Source organism: Streptomyces sp. WAC 06738 (assembly GCF_003945505.1).
Taxonomy (GTDB): Bacteria; Actinomycetota; Actinomycetes; order Streptomycetales; family Streptomycetaceae; genus Streptomyces.
In genome coordinates this window covers 1,734,982-1,750,307 of sequence record NZ_CP029618.1, presented here as the reverse complement: position 1 = coordinate 1,750,307, position 15,326 = coordinate 1,734,982, and the positions used below count along the sequence as shown (strand labels likewise).

12 protein-coding genes are annotated in these 15,326 nt (G+C 75.3%); 7 read left to right on the top strand and 5 right to left on the bottom strand.

The window, feature by feature from the left end; genetic code table 11:
• Positions 1–39: 39 nt before the first annotated feature.
• Positions 40–690: a response regulator transcription factor gene (locus DMB38_RS07320; protein WP_125934462.1), complete on the bottom strand. Its 651-nt coding sequence runs from the start codon at positions 688–690 to the stop codon at positions 40–42.
• On the bottom strand, positions 654–1,946 hold the full coding sequence (locus DMB38_RS07315) for a sensor histidine kinase (RefSeq protein ID WP_125934461.1): 1,293 nt from the start codon (positions 1,944–1,946) through the stop codon (positions 654–656). The genes DMB38_RS07320 and DMB38_RS07315 overlap by 37 nt, the downstream gene beginning before the upstream one ends.
• 309 nt (positions 1,947–2,255) lie before the next feature.
• On the opposite strand from DMB38_RS07315, the gene glnII reads away from it, so the two are divergent.
• Positions 2,256–3,275, top strand: a complete 1,020-nt coding sequence (gene glnII, locus DMB38_RS07310) for a glutamine synthetase (protein WP_125934460.1) — start codon at positions 2,256–2,258, stop codon at positions 3,273–3,275.
• A gap of 100 nt (positions 3,276–3,375) precedes the next feature.
• Positions 3,376–5,964, top strand: coding sequence for a hypothetical protein (locus DMB38_RS07305; protein WP_125934459.1), 2,589 nt, complete (start codon positions 3,376–3,378; stop codon positions 5,962–5,964).
• A gap of 24 nt (positions 5,965–5,988) precedes the next feature.
• Here the strand turns inward: DMB38_RS07305 and DMB38_RS07300 are convergent, their stop codons facing one another.
• Complete coding sequence (locus DMB38_RS07300; protein WP_125934458.1) at positions 5,989–7,677, bottom strand: alpha/beta hydrolase; 1,689 nt, start codon at positions 7,675–7,677, stop codon at positions 5,989–5,991.
• A 280-nt stretch (positions 7,678–7,957) separates the two neighbouring features.
• On the opposite strand from DMB38_RS07300, the gene DMB38_RS07295 reads away from it, so the two are divergent.
• Positions 7,958–9,397: an FG-GAP-like repeat-containing protein gene (locus DMB38_RS07295; protein ID WP_164715933.1), complete on the top strand. Its 1,440-nt coding sequence runs from the start codon at positions 7,958–7,960 to the stop codon at positions 9,395–9,397.
• 58 nt (positions 9,398–9,455) lie between these two features.
• On the opposite strand, the gene DMB38_RS07290 is transcribed toward DMB38_RS07295, so the two are convergent.
• Positions 9,456–9,848, bottom strand: coding sequence for an MmcQ/YjbR family DNA-binding protein (locus DMB38_RS07290; RefSeq protein ID WP_125934456.1), 393 nt, complete (start codon positions 9,846–9,848; stop codon positions 9,456–9,458).
• Positions 9,849–9,930: 82 nt separating this feature from the next.
• On the bottom strand, positions 9,931–10,677 hold the full coding sequence (locus DMB38_RS07285) for a uracil-DNA glycosylase (RefSeq protein ID WP_125934455.1): 747 nt from the start codon (positions 10,675–10,677) through the stop codon (positions 9,931–9,933).
• A 170-nt stretch (positions 10,678–10,847) separates the two neighbouring features.
• Here DMB38_RS07285 and DMB38_RS07280 point away from each other — a divergent pair, with 170 nt between their 5' ends.
• The 4 genes from DMB38_RS07280 to DMB38_RS07265 all read left to right on the top strand — a co-directional run bounded on the left by DMB38_RS07280 (position 10,848) and on the right by DMB38_RS07265 (position 15,270).
• Positions 10,848–11,099, top strand: coding sequence for a hypothetical protein (locus DMB38_RS07280; protein WP_047015375.1), 252 nt, complete (start codon positions 10,848–10,850; stop codon positions 11,097–11,099).
• Positions 11,100–11,376: 277 nt separating this feature from the next.
• Positions 11,377–12,438: a MoxR family ATPase gene (locus DMB38_RS07275; protein ID WP_125934454.1), complete on the top strand. Its 1,062-nt coding sequence runs from the start codon at positions 11,377–11,379 to the stop codon at positions 12,436–12,438.
• The gene (locus tag DMB38_RS07270) at positions 12,435–14,342 is read left to right on the top strand and encodes a hypothetical protein (protein ID WP_125934453.1); all 1,908 of its coding nucleotides are present in this window, start codon (positions 12,435–12,437) and stop codon (positions 14,340–14,342) included. Before DMB38_RS07275 ends, DMB38_RS07270 begins: the two co-directional genes overlap by 4 nt.
• Positions 14,343–14,430: 88 nt before the next feature.
• On the top strand, positions 14,431–15,270 hold the full coding sequence (locus DMB38_RS07265) for a class I SAM-dependent methyltransferase (protein ID WP_125934452.1): 840 nt from the start codon (positions 14,431–14,433) through the stop codon (positions 15,268–15,270).
• Positions 15,271–15,326 lie beyond the last annotated feature (56 nt).

Genomic DNA, 15,326 nt, shown 5'->3' with positions numbered 1-15,326 from the left:
GCGGGCCGGGATCCGGGCGCGGGCCCGGCCCCGCCTCCGTCAGCCGCGGTCCAGGTAGGCCAGCACGGCCAGCACCCGGCGGTTGTCGTCGTCCGACGGCGGCAGCCCCAGCTTGCCGAAGATGTTCGACGTGTGCTTGGCCACGGCCCGTTCCGTGACCACCAGCCGCTCCGCGATCGCCGCGTTGGACCGGCCCTGCGCCATCAGCTCCATCACCTCGCGCTCCCGCGGCGTCAGCGTGTTCACGGGCTGGTCCTGCGCCGCCCGCCGGCTGAGCAACTGCGAGATGACCTGCGGGTCCATCGCCGTACCGCCGCCCGCCACGCGCCGTACCGCGTCGATGAACTGGTCGGCGTCGAAGACCCGGTCCTTGAGCAGGTACCCCACCCCGCCCCGCTCGTCCGCCAGCAGCTCGCGCGCGTACAACTGCTCCACGTGCTGCGAGAGCACCAGCACCGGCAGCCCCGGCCGCTTCGCCCGCGCCTGGAGCGCGCACTGCAGGCCCTCGTCCGAGAACGACGGCGGCAGCCGGACGTCGACCACCGCGACGTCCGGCTCCAGCTCGTCCAGCGCCCGCGCCAGCTCCGGGCCGTTGTCCACCGCGGCCAGGATCTCGAAGTCATACGCTTCGAGCATGCGGACGAGACCGTCCCTCAGAAGGAAGAGGTCTTCGGCGATGACAGCGCGCACGGAATCTCCAGGGTCACCATCGTGGGGCCGCCGACCGGGCTGTTGACGGCCAGTACGCCGTCGAATGTACCGAGCCTGCGCTCCACCCCGGCCAGCCCGGAGCCCTTGTCCAGCGACGCGCCGCCGCGGCCGTCGTCCGTGATCGCGATCCGCAGCATGCCGTCGCGGTGTCCCATGTCCAGCCAGACGCGCTGCGCCTCCGCGTGCTTGACCGCGTTCGTCAGCACCTCGCTCACCGCGAAGTACGCCGCCGACTCCACCGGCTCCGCCGCCCGCCCCGGCGGCGTACCCAGGTCGATGTCCACCTCGACCGGCACCGGCATGCGCAGCGCCAGCGCCCGCACCGCGTCCGCGAGGCCGCGCTCGGCGAGCACCGGCGGGTGGATGCCCCGTACCAGGTCGCGCAGCTCCGTCAGCGCCTCGGCGGACTCGCCGCGCGCCCGCGAGACCAGCTCCTTCGCCTTGGCCGGGTCCTTCTCGATGAGCGCCTCGATGGTGCCCAGGCTCATGCCCATGGCGACCAGCCTGGCCTGCGCGCCGTCGTGCAGGTCGCGCTCGATGCGGCGCAGCTCGGCGGCGGAGTTGTCGACGGCGTCCGAGCGGGTCTCGGTGAGCCGCGCGACCCGCTCGGCCAGCTCGACCTCGCGCGGCGCCAGCACGCCCTTGGTCATCTGGAAGTGCAGGCCGATCAGGCGGTGGCTGGTGAAGAGGCCGACGGCCAGCAGCGCGGTGCCGAGCCCGGCGGCCATGAGCGCGGTGGCCTGCGAGGACACCGGCACGAAGCCGTACCAGTAGGTGGTGTCGCCGCCGCTGGTGAGGGGGTCCCAGACGCCGGCGGCGATCACGTACCCCTCCAGCGGGTAGAAGGTCAGCGCGACCGTCACGACGGCGAGGACCGTGCCCGCGATCATGTCGGTGAAGAGCCAGCGCAGGTCGCGCCAGGTCGACGGGTCGGTGAGCAGGTGCCGGGTGCGCTGCGCCTGGCCGATGAGCCCGCCGTGCAGGTCCGGCGGCCAGGGGCGGTACGTGGCGGGGATGCGCACGTCCGACCACTGCGCGGCGAGCAGCCGGCGCAGGTTGGCCTGCATCCGCACGCCCTCCAGCACCCAGGGCGTGGTGACCAGGCCGATGCCGAGCACGGGGATGAGCACGACGGAGACGAGGGTGAGCACGAAGAGCGTGATCGAGACCGCGGTGCACAGCACCGTCAGCGCCAGCGCCCGCACCCCGGCGAGCGCCCAGTTCCGGAAGATCATCTCCGTGTCCCCTCTGTTCCCGCTGCTCCCTGCCGGTCCCGTGCCCGTTCCTGCGCGGGGCCCGGCTCGCGCGGCCCGCTTCTCCGGCCGCACGTCACAGTCTGCCGCGCGGCTCGGACAGGGGCACGGGGCCGTACCCCCGGGCCGGGGTGTAGCTAGCACCACCACGCCGTACGGGACGGAAGAGACACACCGGGTTTACATCCGGGCAACGGACGGGAAACGGCGGCTTGCGACGCTGCCCGCGGCGGGCGCGCGTGCCCGCCGCCCCGCACAGCCCCGCACCTGTACGAACGAAGGACGGCGACCGTGAGCTACAAGGCCGAGTACATCTGGATCGACGGCACCCTGCCCACCGCCAAGCTGCGCTCGAAGACCAAGATCGTCGAGACCGGCGCCGAGCCGCCGCTCTGGGGCTTCGACGGCTCCAGCACCAACCAGGCCGAGGGCAGCTCCTCCGACTGCGTCCTCAAGCCCGTCTTCACCTGCCCCGACCCGCTGCGCGGCGGCGCCGACGTGCTCGTACTCTGCGAGGTCCTCGACACCGACCTCAGCCCGCACTCCTCCAACACCCGCGCCGAGCTGCGCGAGGTCGCCGGGCGCTTCGCCGGCCAGGAGCCGGTCTTCGGCATCGAGCAGGAGTACACCTTCTTCCGCGGCTCGCGCCCCCTCGGCTTCCCCGAGAACGGCTTCCCGGCCCCGCAGGGCGGCTACTACTGCGGCGTCGGCGCCGACGAGATCTTCGGCCGCGAGGTCGTCGAGGCCCACCTCGACAACTGCCTCAAGGCGGGTCTCGGCCTCTCCGGCATCAACGCCGAGGTCATGCCGGGCCAGTGGGAGTTCCAGGTCGGCCCGCTCGGCCCGCTGGAGGTCGCGGACCAGCTCTGGGTCGCGCGCTGGCTCCTCTACCGCACGGCCGAGGACTTCGGCGTCTCCGCCACCCTCGACCCCAAGCCCGCGAAGGGCGACTGGAACGGCGCGGGCGCGCACACCAACTTCTCCACCCGGCGGATGCGCGAGGGCTACGAGGCGATCGTCGCCGCCTGCGAGGCGCTGGGCGAGGGCGACAAGCCGCTGACGCACGTGCGCGCGTACGGCGCGGGCGTGGAGACCCGGCTGACGGGGGCGCACGAGACGGCGCCGTGGGACGAGTACTCGTACGGGGTGTCGGACCGCGGGGCGTCGGTGCGGATCCCGTGGCAGGTCGAGAAGGACGGCAAGGGCTACATCGAGGACCGGCGGCCGAACGCGAACGTCGACCCGTACGTGGTGACGCGGCTGATGGTGGACACGTGCTGCACCGCCCTGGAGAAGGCCGGCCTGGACTGAGCACGGGCCTCGGCGCCCGGTTGGTGCAACCGGCTCTTTCGCTCGCCCTATCGGCCGCGTCGCGCTGGCCTGGGGCCGGGGAGATGCCGAGGCTGAAGGCATGTCAGGGGCGCGGCGGGTCTGGACGGCGGTCGCCGCCGCCCTGCTGAGCGCGCTGACGGTGCTGCTGCTGTGCCGGTACACGGTGGCCGACCCCGCGTACTACACGGGCGCCGTGCGGGAGGCCGACGGCTACCAGCGCGTCTACGACGAGGTGCTGGCGGACCCCGCCGTCCGCCGGGCCCTGCGCACGGGCGCCCTGGGCGTCCCACTGCGCAGCGACGCGGTGGTCGACAACCTGCCGCTGCTGGTCCCGCGCCCCGCGCTGGAGCAGGCGGCGGACCGGCAGGCGCGGGCCCTGGTCGCGGCGCTCACCGGCAGCGCGGCGGCCGGCGACGACTGGCGCGGGCCGGTGACGGAGAGCGCGACGGAGGCGGGCAGCGAGCAACTGCGCGCGCTGCGCGCCGACGCGGATCCGGCCGCGGCCCGCGGCCTCACCCATCTCATGACCCGCCTCCGCGAGTACGTCACCCCCGGCCGGCAGTCGCCGACCCCCACGTCGGCGCTGCGGGAAGCGGTGGCGACGTTCGTCCACGACACGTGGCCGCCGGCGACAGCGCGCCGCATCATGACGGCCCTGGACGAGATCCTGCCGGGCACGGAAGGGCCGCACACCCGTACGGCCAGTGCTGCGGACCGGGGGGCGGTTCCGGAGGCGCGGCCGCCGCTGGTGGCGCGGGGGGATGCGGTGGGGCGGCCGGGCCTGTGGCCGGCGGGGCGGGAGAGCGGCGCGGCGGGCGGGGAGTCGCACGGGCGGTCGGTGGTGGGGGCGGAGGGGCGGCCGCCGTTGGTGAGGGCTCCGGGTTCCGAGGCGCCGGTGGCGCCGGGGGCGGAGGGGCGTGGGCCGTACGCCGCGGGAGCGCGGCCGCCGCTCGTGGCGTCGGGAGGTGCCCCGGGGGACGGGCGGGGAGAGGCCGACGGTACGGGCGGGGGAGCCCCGGCGGTCGGGAACGGCAGGGTGCCGTTGGTGGTGGAGGACCGGGCCGGGGGCGGTACGGACCCGGCGTCCGCGGCCTCGCCGGAACTGCCGGGCTGGGGGCCCGAACGAGGCGCGGTGGTACGGACCGTGCTGGCCGCGTCCGCGTCGTGGTGGGCCGTCGCCGGGGTGGCCGCCGCGGCGGCCGGGGCCGGGGTGCTGGCGCTGCGCGCGGCTGCCCGCGGCGGGCGCCTCCGGGCGCGTACCGCCGCGGCGGCGTGCGCGGGCGCCGGGGTGCTGACCGCCGTCGCGGGGGCGGCGGTGTGGGCGGCGCTGCCGGCGTCCGCGGGGCTGGTGCCGGACGGCCTGCCGCCGAGCGTGGCGGCGCTGCTCACGGACGTGGTGGCCGGCCTCTACCGCGAGGCCGCCGTGGCCTGGGCCGCGGCCCTGCTCACCCTCACCCTCACCGCCGCGGCCCTCACCACCTCCCCGACGGCCCGCAGAACCCTCTGCCGCGCCCTCACCCGCACCGCGGGCACTCCGGCGCCCGCCGCAGCGCCCGGAGCCGTACCGGCGCACCCGCACCGCGCCCCCGGCACCCCCGCGCCGACCGCGGCCGAGCCGGGGACGGCCACCGGCCCGCAGCCCTCCACGGCACCGCCCCCGCCGAGCCGTCCCGCCACCCCCCGCCCCCGCTGGGCGCGGCGGCTCGGGCTCGGGGGCGCCGGATTCGCCGCGCTCGCCCAGATCTGGATGCTCGCCGGGGTGCCGGCCGGGGACGCGCTTGCCTGCAACGGCGACGTCGCCCTCTGCGGGCGGCCGTACGACCGGGTCGTGCAGGTCGGGGCGCACAATGCCATGGCCACCGTGCCCGACGGGTTCCTCGGCGCGCACCAGGACGTCTCCCTCACCGGGCAGCTCGACCGCGGTGCCCGCGCGCTCCTCCTCGACACCCACTACTGGGAGACCGCCGAGCGGCTCGTGCCGCCCGCCGGCACCGGAGGGCTCGACGCCGCCTCCCGGGCGACCCTCGTACGGGCCGTGGACTCCGTCGTACGCCCGCGCCCCGGCACCTGGCTCTGCCACGGCCCGTGCCGGATGGGCGCCACGCCCCTCACCGCGCAACTGCGCGAGCTGCGCGACTGGCTGGAGGAGCACCCCCGGGACGTGGTGACCCTGATCCTCCAGGACGCCATCACCCCCCGCGACACCGCCCGCGCCTTCCGCGCCGCCGGCCTCGGGCCGTATCTGCACCGCCCCGACCCCGATCCCACCGCGCCCTGGCCGACGCTCGGCGAGATGACCGACTCCGGGCGGCGGCTCGTCGTCTTCGCCGAGGAGGCCGACGGGCCCGCGCCCTGGTACCGCAACTTCTACGAGTACGCCGTCGAGACCCCGTACCGCGCCCGCGAACCCGGCGACATGAGCTGCGCGCCCCACCGCGGCGGCAGCGACCCCCGCAAGCGGCTCTTCCTCCTCAACCACTTCGTCACCCACGGCACGGGCGCCCCCCGCGCCGAGGCCGCCGCCGTCAACGACGCGGACGCCATCGTCCACCGCGCCCGGACGTGCGCGCTGCTGCGCGGCCGGATGCCCACCATCGTCGCGGTGAACCACATGACCCTCGGGGACGCCGTCGGTGCCGTACGGCGCCTCAACTCCGAGATGTCCTGAGCCGCGAGCTGCGAGCGGCGGCCGTCAGCCGCAGCGCGTGCCCTTCTTCGGGCGCTTGCCGTCGAGCAGGAAGTCGTCCACGTTCCCGTCGACGCACGCGTCCCCGGTGAGGTAGCCGGTGTGCCCGACGCTCTCGAAGGTGAGGACGACGGAGTCGTTGTCGAGTTCCTTCGCCATGTCCGCGCCGCCCTTGTACGGGGTCGCGGGGTCGCCGGTGGTGGCGACCAGCAGCGCGGCGGGGGCCTTCGTGGCGCGTACCCGGCGCGAGTCGTTGTCACCGGGTACGGGCCAGCCCGTGCAGGTCAGCATCTGGCCGGCCATGAACGTGCCGAAGACCGGGGACGCCCTGGTGAACTCGCCCTTGGCCCGCTCGACGTCCGCCGCGGTGTAGCGGTCGGCGGTGTCGCGGCAGGTGACGGCGGTGAAGGCGGCGTCCGCGTTGCCCTCGGCGGCACCCGCGAGCACCGCAGCCGGGGCCCCGGCCCCCGGCACCCCGGCCCCCGGAACCTCCGCCCCCGGCTCCCCGGCGCCCCGCACCCCCGCGCCACCGCTGCCGCCCGCCAGCCGGACCATCGGCGCCCCGTTGCCGTCCCCGAGCGCGCTCAGCGCGTGCCGCAGGTCCGGCCAGAGCTTCTCCGAGTACATCGCGTTCTTCAGCGCGTCGACGAACGTCGACTGGTCCAGTTCCCCCGCCCTGGTGTCGATCTCCCGCTCGTCGAGCAGGTTGAACAACTGCCGCGTCTCCTTCCTCGCCCTCGCCGCGTCGCCGCCCAGCGGGCACTCCGACGCCCCGCGCTCCGTGCAGTCCTTCGTGAAGTCGTCCAGCGCGCGCTGGAAGGCGTGCGCGTTGGCGAGGTAGGTCTGCTCGCTGTTCTTCATCGGGTTCTCGACGCCGTCGAGGACGACCCGGCCCGTCTTGCGCGGGAAGAGATGGAGGTAGTTGGCGCCCAGCGTGGTGCCGTAGGAGAAGCCCATGTACGTGAGCTTGTCCTCGCCCAGCGCCCCCCGCAGCACGTCGAGGTCGCGGGCGGAGTCGCCGGTGCCGACCCACGGCAGGAGCCTCCCGGAGTCCTCCTCGCACAGCTTGGCCTGGAGCTCGCGGTACGCGGCGAGCCGGTCGATCTCCGTGCGGTCGTCGGGGGAGCGGTCCAGGCTCTTGGCCTGCCGCGCGGTCGGGCTCGCGCACCGTACGGCAGGCGTGCTGTCGCCGACGCCGCGCGGGTCGGGGGCGACGATGTCGTAGCGCTCGTTGAGCTTCGTGAACTTCGCGCCGAGGCCGGCGAGGCCCTCGACGCCCGACTCGCCCGGGCCGCCGAAGTTGAGCACGAGGGAGCCGATCCGGTCGCTCTTGCCGCCGGTCGCGGGCAGGCGGGCGACGGCGAGGCGGAGGTCGCCGCGGCCGGTGGCCGCGTAGTCGCGGGGGACCCGCACGCGGCTGCACTGGAGCCGTTTGAGGTAGCCGGGGGGCTTGCGGCCGGTCTTCTTCGCCGCCTCCGCGACCTTGCGGCCGCAGTCGGTCCAGTCCACGGACTGGTCGTAGTACGAACCGAGCGCCCCGCCGTCGGCGGCTGGGCGCTTCGCGGGGGCGCCGGCCGGGCTCGCGGCGGTGAGGGCGAGGGCACCGGCGACCGGCAGGACCGCGACGACGAGGGCGGCGCGGCGGCCCGCGCAACGCCGCCGACCTTCGGGGGATATGTGGTGGTTCGCTCCCATAGGGCACACGCTACGGGCGGCCCCGCACCTCCGCACCCGCGGCGCGGAGGTACGGGGCACCCGTTGCAGCACCGGGCAGGTCATCCTCGACGACGTCGACTGGACCGTACGGGCCGGGGGCCACCACCACGAGGGCCGCCGGCAGGCCCGCTCCCCCCGCCCGTTGCCGACCACCCCCGCGCGTGTCCCAACTGCCTTACGGCCGTACAACCTTCACCCCGCCACACAGGTCTTCCCCCACACCCGCGGAGATCGTCCGCCACCGACCGGGAGGCCCCAGGTGATCCGTCAGCCCCGCCGCCGTGCCCTCGTGGCGCTCGCCACCTCCGTCGCCCTCGCCGGCGGCGGCCTGACGGCGGTGGCCGCACCACCCGCCGCGGCGGCCCCGAGCGGGCTCAAGGGCGACTTCGACGGCGACGGCTACCGCGACGTGGTGATCGGAAACCCCGCGGCCACCGTGTCCGGCAAGTCCTACGCCGGGGCCGTGGCCGTGCTCTACGGCTCCGCGGCAGGCCCGGACGGGAGCCGGCGCGCCGTGTACCACCAGGGCACCGCCGGCGTCCCCGGCGCGCCGGAGGAAGACGACTACTTCGGCGAGACCGTGGCCGTCGACGACTTCGACCGCGACGGCTACGCCGACCTGCTCGTCGGCGCGTCGCGCGAGAACGTGAGCGGGGACGTCGACCGCGGCACCCTGACCCTGCTCTGGGGCGGGCCCCGGGGGCTGAGCGGCGGCGCCGCGGTGAAGGTGGCGAACGTCCCGGACACCGGCTGCAACCTCGCCGAGGGCCTGTACGCCGGCGACTTCGACGGCGACGGCGCGCCCGAGATCAGCGTGGCCGCCCGCTGCGCGGCCTTCCACCTCCTGGGGCCCTTCACCCGCGAAGGGCGGCCGCAGAGTCAGCGGCGCGATCCCCTGTTCGGCACCACCCGCGGCGGTGCCTACGGGAACGTGGACGCCGACCCGCAGGCCGAGCGCATCGTGTTCGTCGGTCTGATCAGCGGCAACCCCGGCGGCCGCATCTACGTCGACGACTGGACCGGCGACGGCTACACCCGCACCCGCCTCACCGACGCCGGCGGCCTGACCGGCGAGGTCGGGGACGTCGACGGCGACGGCTACGGCGATCTGGTGACGGGATACCCGGACGAGCCGCGCAACAGCCGGCAGCCGTGGGCCGTCGGCGGCACGGTCCAGGTCTGGTACGGCGGCCCGGACGGCATCGACGAAACGCAGCGGCCGCAGCGGATCCACCAGGGCACCGCGGGCATCCCGGGCGGCGGCGAGCCGGACGACCGGTTCGGCGCGTCGGTCGGGGTCGCGGACACGGACGGCGACGGCCGCGCCGAGGTGGCCATCGGCGTACCCGGCGAGGACTTCGACGGCAAGTCGTTCGCCGGGACCGTCACGCTGCTGCCGGGCACCGCGAACGGGCTGACCGGCGCCGGAGCCCGGCTGCTCCACCGGAACACCGCGGGGGTGCCGGGGGCCGCCGCGAAAGGCGACGGGTTCGGCAACGAGGTCGCGCTCGGCGACCGCAACCGCGACGGCAGGGCCGACCTGACCGTGGGCGCTCCGTGGAGGGCAGCCGGAGGCTTCGTCTGGCACGGCCGGGGCACCGCCGGCGGCATCACGACGACCGGCTCCTTCAACGTCACCGCCGCTCGCGCCGGGTTCGGCGGTGAGTTCCCGGGCTTCGGCGAGGTGATCGCCCGGTAGCCGGGCGGCCCGCCGCCACCCGGCGCGCGGCCCCGCCCGCGGCCTCCGCGCGCCCCGGCTACGCGCCCGGGGGCGGGCGGTGGCGGTCGCCCGGCCAGTCCAGGGTGAGGCGGTGGGCGCGGGGGAGCTTGGCCACCACCAGGTCGTACGAGTCCTCGATCATCTCCAGCACCAGCTCCTCGGGGACGGCGCCGTCGAGGCGGACGGTGTTCCAGTGGCGCTTGTTCAGGTGGTACCCGCCGACGATCTCGGGGTGCGCGGCGCGGAGTTGCACCGCCAGGTCCGGCTCGCACTTCAGGCTCACCGACAGCGGCGTGGCGGCCAGCTCGCTGAGCGCGAACATCTTGCCGCCGACCTTGAAGACGGAGATCGCCTGATGCCGGTCGAAGGGCCACTCCTCGACGGCCCCGTTCGGCTCCAGGCAGGCGGCGCGAAGCTGGTCAGGTGTCATGCGCCCCAGTATGGGAGCTCCCACTGACACCGCACGGCGAGCGCCCGGCCGCCCCGGCCCCCGCTTGCCGCCGCGCCCCCGGCTACAGCCCCGCCGCCGCCCCCGCGGCCGCCAGCACCTCCTCCAGCATCGCCGGCGTCAGCCGCCCGGTGAAGGTGTTCTGCTGGCTGACGTGGTAGCACCCGTACAGTTCCAGCGGCGCACCCCCGTCCGGCCGCCGCAGCGTCGTGTGCGCGCCGTGGCCGAAGACCGGCCGCGGGCGCGGGACCTCCCAGCCCGCCGCCGCCAGCACCGGCAGCGCCGCCTGCCAGCCGAACGACCCGAGCACCACCACCGAGCGCAGCGTCGGCCGCAGCAGCTCGATCTCGCGGACGAGCCAGGGGCGGCAGGTGTCGCGCTCGGTGGGCGTCGGCTTGTTCTCGGGCGGGGCGCAGTGGACGGGGGCCGTGATGCGGACGCCGCGCAGGGTCAGGCCGTCGCCGCGGTGGGTGGCCGTGGGCCGGCTGGCGAAGCCGGTGGCGTGCAGGGCGGCGTACAGGACGTCGCCGGAGCGGTCGCCGGTGAACATCCGCCCGGTGCGGTTGCCGCCGTGGGCGGCGGGCGCGAGTCCGATGATCAGCATCGCGGCGTCCGCGGAGCCGAAGCCGGGCACGGGGCGGCCCCAGTAGTCCCAGTCGGCGTACGCCTTGCGCTTGGTCGCCGCGACTTCCTCCCGCCAGGCGACGAGCCGCGGGCAGGCGCGGCACTCGCACAGCCGCCCGTCCAGTTCTGCGACGGTACGGGTGCGGGGGGCGGTGACGGCGGGGAGCGGGGGTTCTGTGGTGGTCATCGGTGCCAGCATGCCGCAAGGCGGCGGACGGTGCCGAACGGGGCCCCAGTGCACCTCTGCGCATTCGAACTGGTATCCCGAAATGACCTGTGACCAGGGGAGTTTGTCAGTCGGAGGCGGTAGAATAGAGGGAGTGAAGACGGGCCAAGACGAGGCCGAGGAGGTCGCCCATGCCAGTGGCGTACGCCCCGACACCCCTGCCCAAGAAGCCGCTTCCGGCAGGTATGCCGCGTGAGTGGTATGTCGCGCACAACCGCATGCTGAAGGCCATGCGCATCGCCATCGCCCTGCTCGACACCGGGGTCTACACCCCGCAGCGCGCCCGCAACGAGGTGATACGCCACACCGCCGAGCGCATCGGCGTCCACCCGCCCTCGCTGACGACCTGCCGGCTGGTGCGCAGCCTGCTCCCGCTCATCTGACCGCGCCGCGAGCATCCTGACCCCGCGCTGATTCCGCGCTGACCCCACGCCGACCCGATCCGGCCCGACCGCGAACCGGGCGCGGGGCACGGCCCGTAGGCCAGAAGCCTTCGTGCCGTACGCCCCGCGCCCGCGCACACGCGTCCCCCGCCCACGCGTCCCCCCGCCCACCGGAAAACCGGCTGCGCCGCGTGCCGTCCACCGCCCACACTGGAGGTCCCGACACGGCGCACACTCCCTGCGCGCGCCGCACCCGACCGAATCAGGAGCCCGCCGCGTGCAGGCAGCCGTCACCGTCACCCCCGCCCGGATCCCCGAGCTGCTGCTCGGGCTCGCCACCGTGCGCCCGGTCTTCCTCTGGGGCGCTCCCGGCATCGGAAAGTCGTCGCTGGTACGGAAGTTCGCCGACTCCCTCGGCCTCGACTGCGTCAGCCTCATCGGCACCCAGCTCGCCCCGGAAGACCTCATCGGCGTCCCGCAGATCCGCGACGGGCGCAGCGTCTTCTGCCCGCCGGAGGCCATCGCCCGCGACGAGGCGTACTGCCTCTTCCTCGACGAGCTGAACGCCGCCACCCCCGACGTGCAGAAGGCGTTCTACTCCCTCATCCTCGACCGCCGCATCGGCACCTACGAGCTGCCCGAGGGCAGCATCGTCATCGGCGCCGGCAACCGCGCCACCGACAACGCGCTCGCCCGCCCCATGGCCTCCGCGCTCGTCAACCGCCTCGCCCACGTGCACCTGGAGGCGTCCGCGACCGACTGGCTCGTCTGGGCCGGCGAGCACGGCATCCACCCCTGGGTGACGGACTACCTCACCGACCGCCCCGACCACCTGTGGGCCAAGCCGCCGAAGACCGAGGAGCCGTTCTCCACCCCGCGTTCGTGGCACATGCTCTCCGACGCGCTGCACTCCTTCGGCCCGGCCCTCGACGACGCCACCCTCAAGACCGTCGCGCACGGCACGCTCACGCCCGCGCACGCCGTCTCCTTCTGCGGGTACGTCAAGATCGTCCGGCACCGGTACGGGGTCGAGGCCATCCTCAAGGGCGACGCCTCCTGGCCCCGCCGGACCGAGGACCGCGACCTGCTCTACTACCTCGCCGAGGCGTTCCGCGGCCGGCTCGTCAAGGAGCTGCCCGCGAGCAAGGAGCACGCCTCGCCGGCCGTGCGCGAGACCGCGTACCGCGCGAAGGCGCTCCTCGTCCAACTGGCCGAGATATCGGTGGAGGTGGCGCAGACCGTCATCGCCGAGGACCCGGACGGGCAGCCGGTGCTGCCCGCCTGGTTCCTGGTGGAGGCGGCCAGGGACATGCCGCGGCTGGTGGAAGCCCGCAGATGAGCCGTACGAACCGGGCGGCGGGCCGGCGCGGGAAGGCCAAGGCGCAGCAGCGCGACGACCCGGCCACCCGCGCCTTCTCCGCCGGGCTCGCAAAAGCCATGCAGAACCCGGCCCTGCGCGCCCTCGGCGCACAGGTCGTCCGCAAGGGTGCGGCGGGCACCGGCGCCGCTCCGGGCGGCACCGGCACCGGCGGCACCACGATCGTCTCCGGCACCGCCGACCCACTGGCCCCCGCCCACGGCCTCGCCCGCGTCGACTCGTACGGCACCGTCCACGCCCACCCCACCCGCCGCGCCGAGCCCGCCGAGTGGACCTGGGCGCTGGCCCACTGCCTGCTGCACCTCGGCTTCGGCCACGCCCCCGCCGCCCGCGGCGAGCGCACCCAGCCCGACCGGTACGAGCAGGCCGCCCGCTGCACCGTCGTCAACCGCTTCCTTCTCTCCTTCGGCACCGGCCGCCCGCCCGCCGACCTGCCCGCGCACTACCCCGGCGGCGGCGAGGAGGAACTCGCCGCCCGCTGGCGGCGCGACGGCATCCCGCCCGAGTACGAGCGCTGCGGCGCCGCGGGCGACGAGCCCGACGTGCTGCTGCTGCCGTGGGACGGCTGGCCCGGCACCGCGCCGCCGGACTGGCAGAAGGACTTCGCGCACGCCCTCGCCCGTACGATGTCCGCCGCCATGGAGGTCGCCGGCGGCCGGCGCGACTCGCTCACCGGCGCGCGGGCGCCGCGGCGGCCGTGGGAGCGGGCGCTGGAGTGGTTCGTCTCCTCCTACCCGCTGCTCGGCGGGATCGCCGCGGGCATGACCGTCGTCGCCGACGCCGAACTCGCCCGCGCGCACGACATCTCCGTCGCCGCCGTCGACGCCGCCGCGGGCGAGATCTACGTCAACCCGCTGAAGGACCACTCCGACGAGGAATGGCGCTTCATCCTCGGCCACGAGATGCTGCACGCCGCGCTGCGCCACGGCGAGCGCCGCGGGGCGCGGGACCCGTACCTCTTCAACATCGCCGCCGACTTCGTCGTCAACGGCTGGCTGCTGGAGATGCGCGTCGGCGAGATGCCCGCCGGGCTGCTGCACGACCCGCGGCTCGCGGGCCTCTCCACCGAGGAGGTCTACGACCGCCTCGCCGCCGACCTCAGGATCCAGCGCCGCCGGCTCGCGACGCCGCGCGGCCGGGGGCTCGGCGACGTACTCGGCGAGCCGCTGGTGCCGCGGGATCCGGCGGCCGCGTACGTCGACCTCGACGAGTTCTACCGGCGCGGGCTCCAGCGCGGGCTCGACCTGCACGAGCGCGGCCAGGACCGCGGGCTGCTGCCGGCCGGGCTGATCGAGGAGATCCGGGCGCTCGCGCAGCCGCCGCTGCCGTGGGACGCGCTGCTGGCCCGCTGGTTCGACGAGTTCGTGCCCCGGGCGGAGCCGGTGCGCACCTTCGCGCGCCCCGCCCGCAGGCAGGCCGCCACCCCGGACATCCCGCGTGCGGGCCGCTACTTCCCGCCCGAGGAGGTCGCCCGCTGCACCTTCGGCGTCGTCCTCGACACCTCCGGCTCCATGAGCCGCACGCTGCTCGGCAAGGCACTGGGTGCCATCGCGTCGTACGCGGATGCGCGTGACGTGCCCGCGGCGCGGGTCATCTTCTGCGACGCCACGCCGTACGACGCGGGCTATCTGCCGCCGACGGAGATCGCCGGCCGGGTGCGGGTGAGGGGCCGGGGCGGGACCGTCCTCCAGCCGGGGCTCGACCTGCTGGAACGGGCGGACGACTTCCCGGGCGCGGCGCCCGTGCTGGTGATCACCGACGGCATGTGCGACGTGCTGCGGGTGCGCAGGGAGCACGCGTATCTGATCCCGGCGGGGGCGTCGCTGCCGTTCGTCGCGCGGGGGCCGGTGTTCCGTGTGAGGTGACGGCCTCGGCGGGCTCGGTACGGGCGTACGGTGACCGTCAGCAGCGGCGGCAGGGGCGGATCGGGCGGAACGGCGGGAGGCGGCGGACGTGGCGGAGAGCGCGCGGACCCTCGACTGGAACGGGGCCAACGGCGACCACTGGGTCGCGTACGAGGACAAGTACAACGCGGCGATGTTCCGCTACAGCGAGCGGCTGTTCGCCGGCGCGGACGTGCAGCCGGACGACCGCGTCCTCGACGTCGGCTGCGGCTGCGGCCAGACGACCCGGGTGGCCGCGGCGCTCGCCGCCGAGGGCTCGGCGCTGGGCGTCGACCTGTCCGCCGCGATGCTCGCGCAGGCGCGCGCGAGGGCGGCGGAGGAGGGCGTCGGGAACGTGCGCTTCGAGCAGGCGGACGCGCAGGTGCACGACTTCGCCGGCGGCGCGTACGACGTGGCGATCAGCCGGCACGGCGTGATGTTCTTCGCGGACCCGGTGGCGGCGTTCGCCAACGTACGGCGTGCGCTGCGGCCGGCGGGGCGGCTGGCGTTCGTGTGCTGGCGGGCGCCGGAGGAGAGCGAGTACTCGGCCGTGCCGCGCGCGGCCCTCGGCCGGTACGTCACGGTGCCGAAGTCCGGCGGCGTGAACGAGCCGGGCCCGAACTCGCTGGCCGACCCCGACCGGGTGCGGGAGGTGCTGGGCGGGGCGGGCTTCGTCGACGTACGGCTGGAGGCGGAGAACGAGCCGATGGACCTGGGGGCGGGGGTCGGGGAGGCGCTGGACTTCGTCCTCAACCGGCCGCATGTGCGGGAGGCGATGGCGGACCTCGACGGGGGGACGAAGGCGAAGGCGACCGAGGCCCTGCGCGAGGCCCTGACCCCGTACGCGACCCCGGAGGGAGTCCTGCTCAGGGCCCCGGCCTGGCTGGTGACGGCGCACAACGCGGCGTGAGGGGCCGCGTGCCGCGTGCCGCGTGCCGCGTGTGTGGGTACAGCCTGACCCCCCTT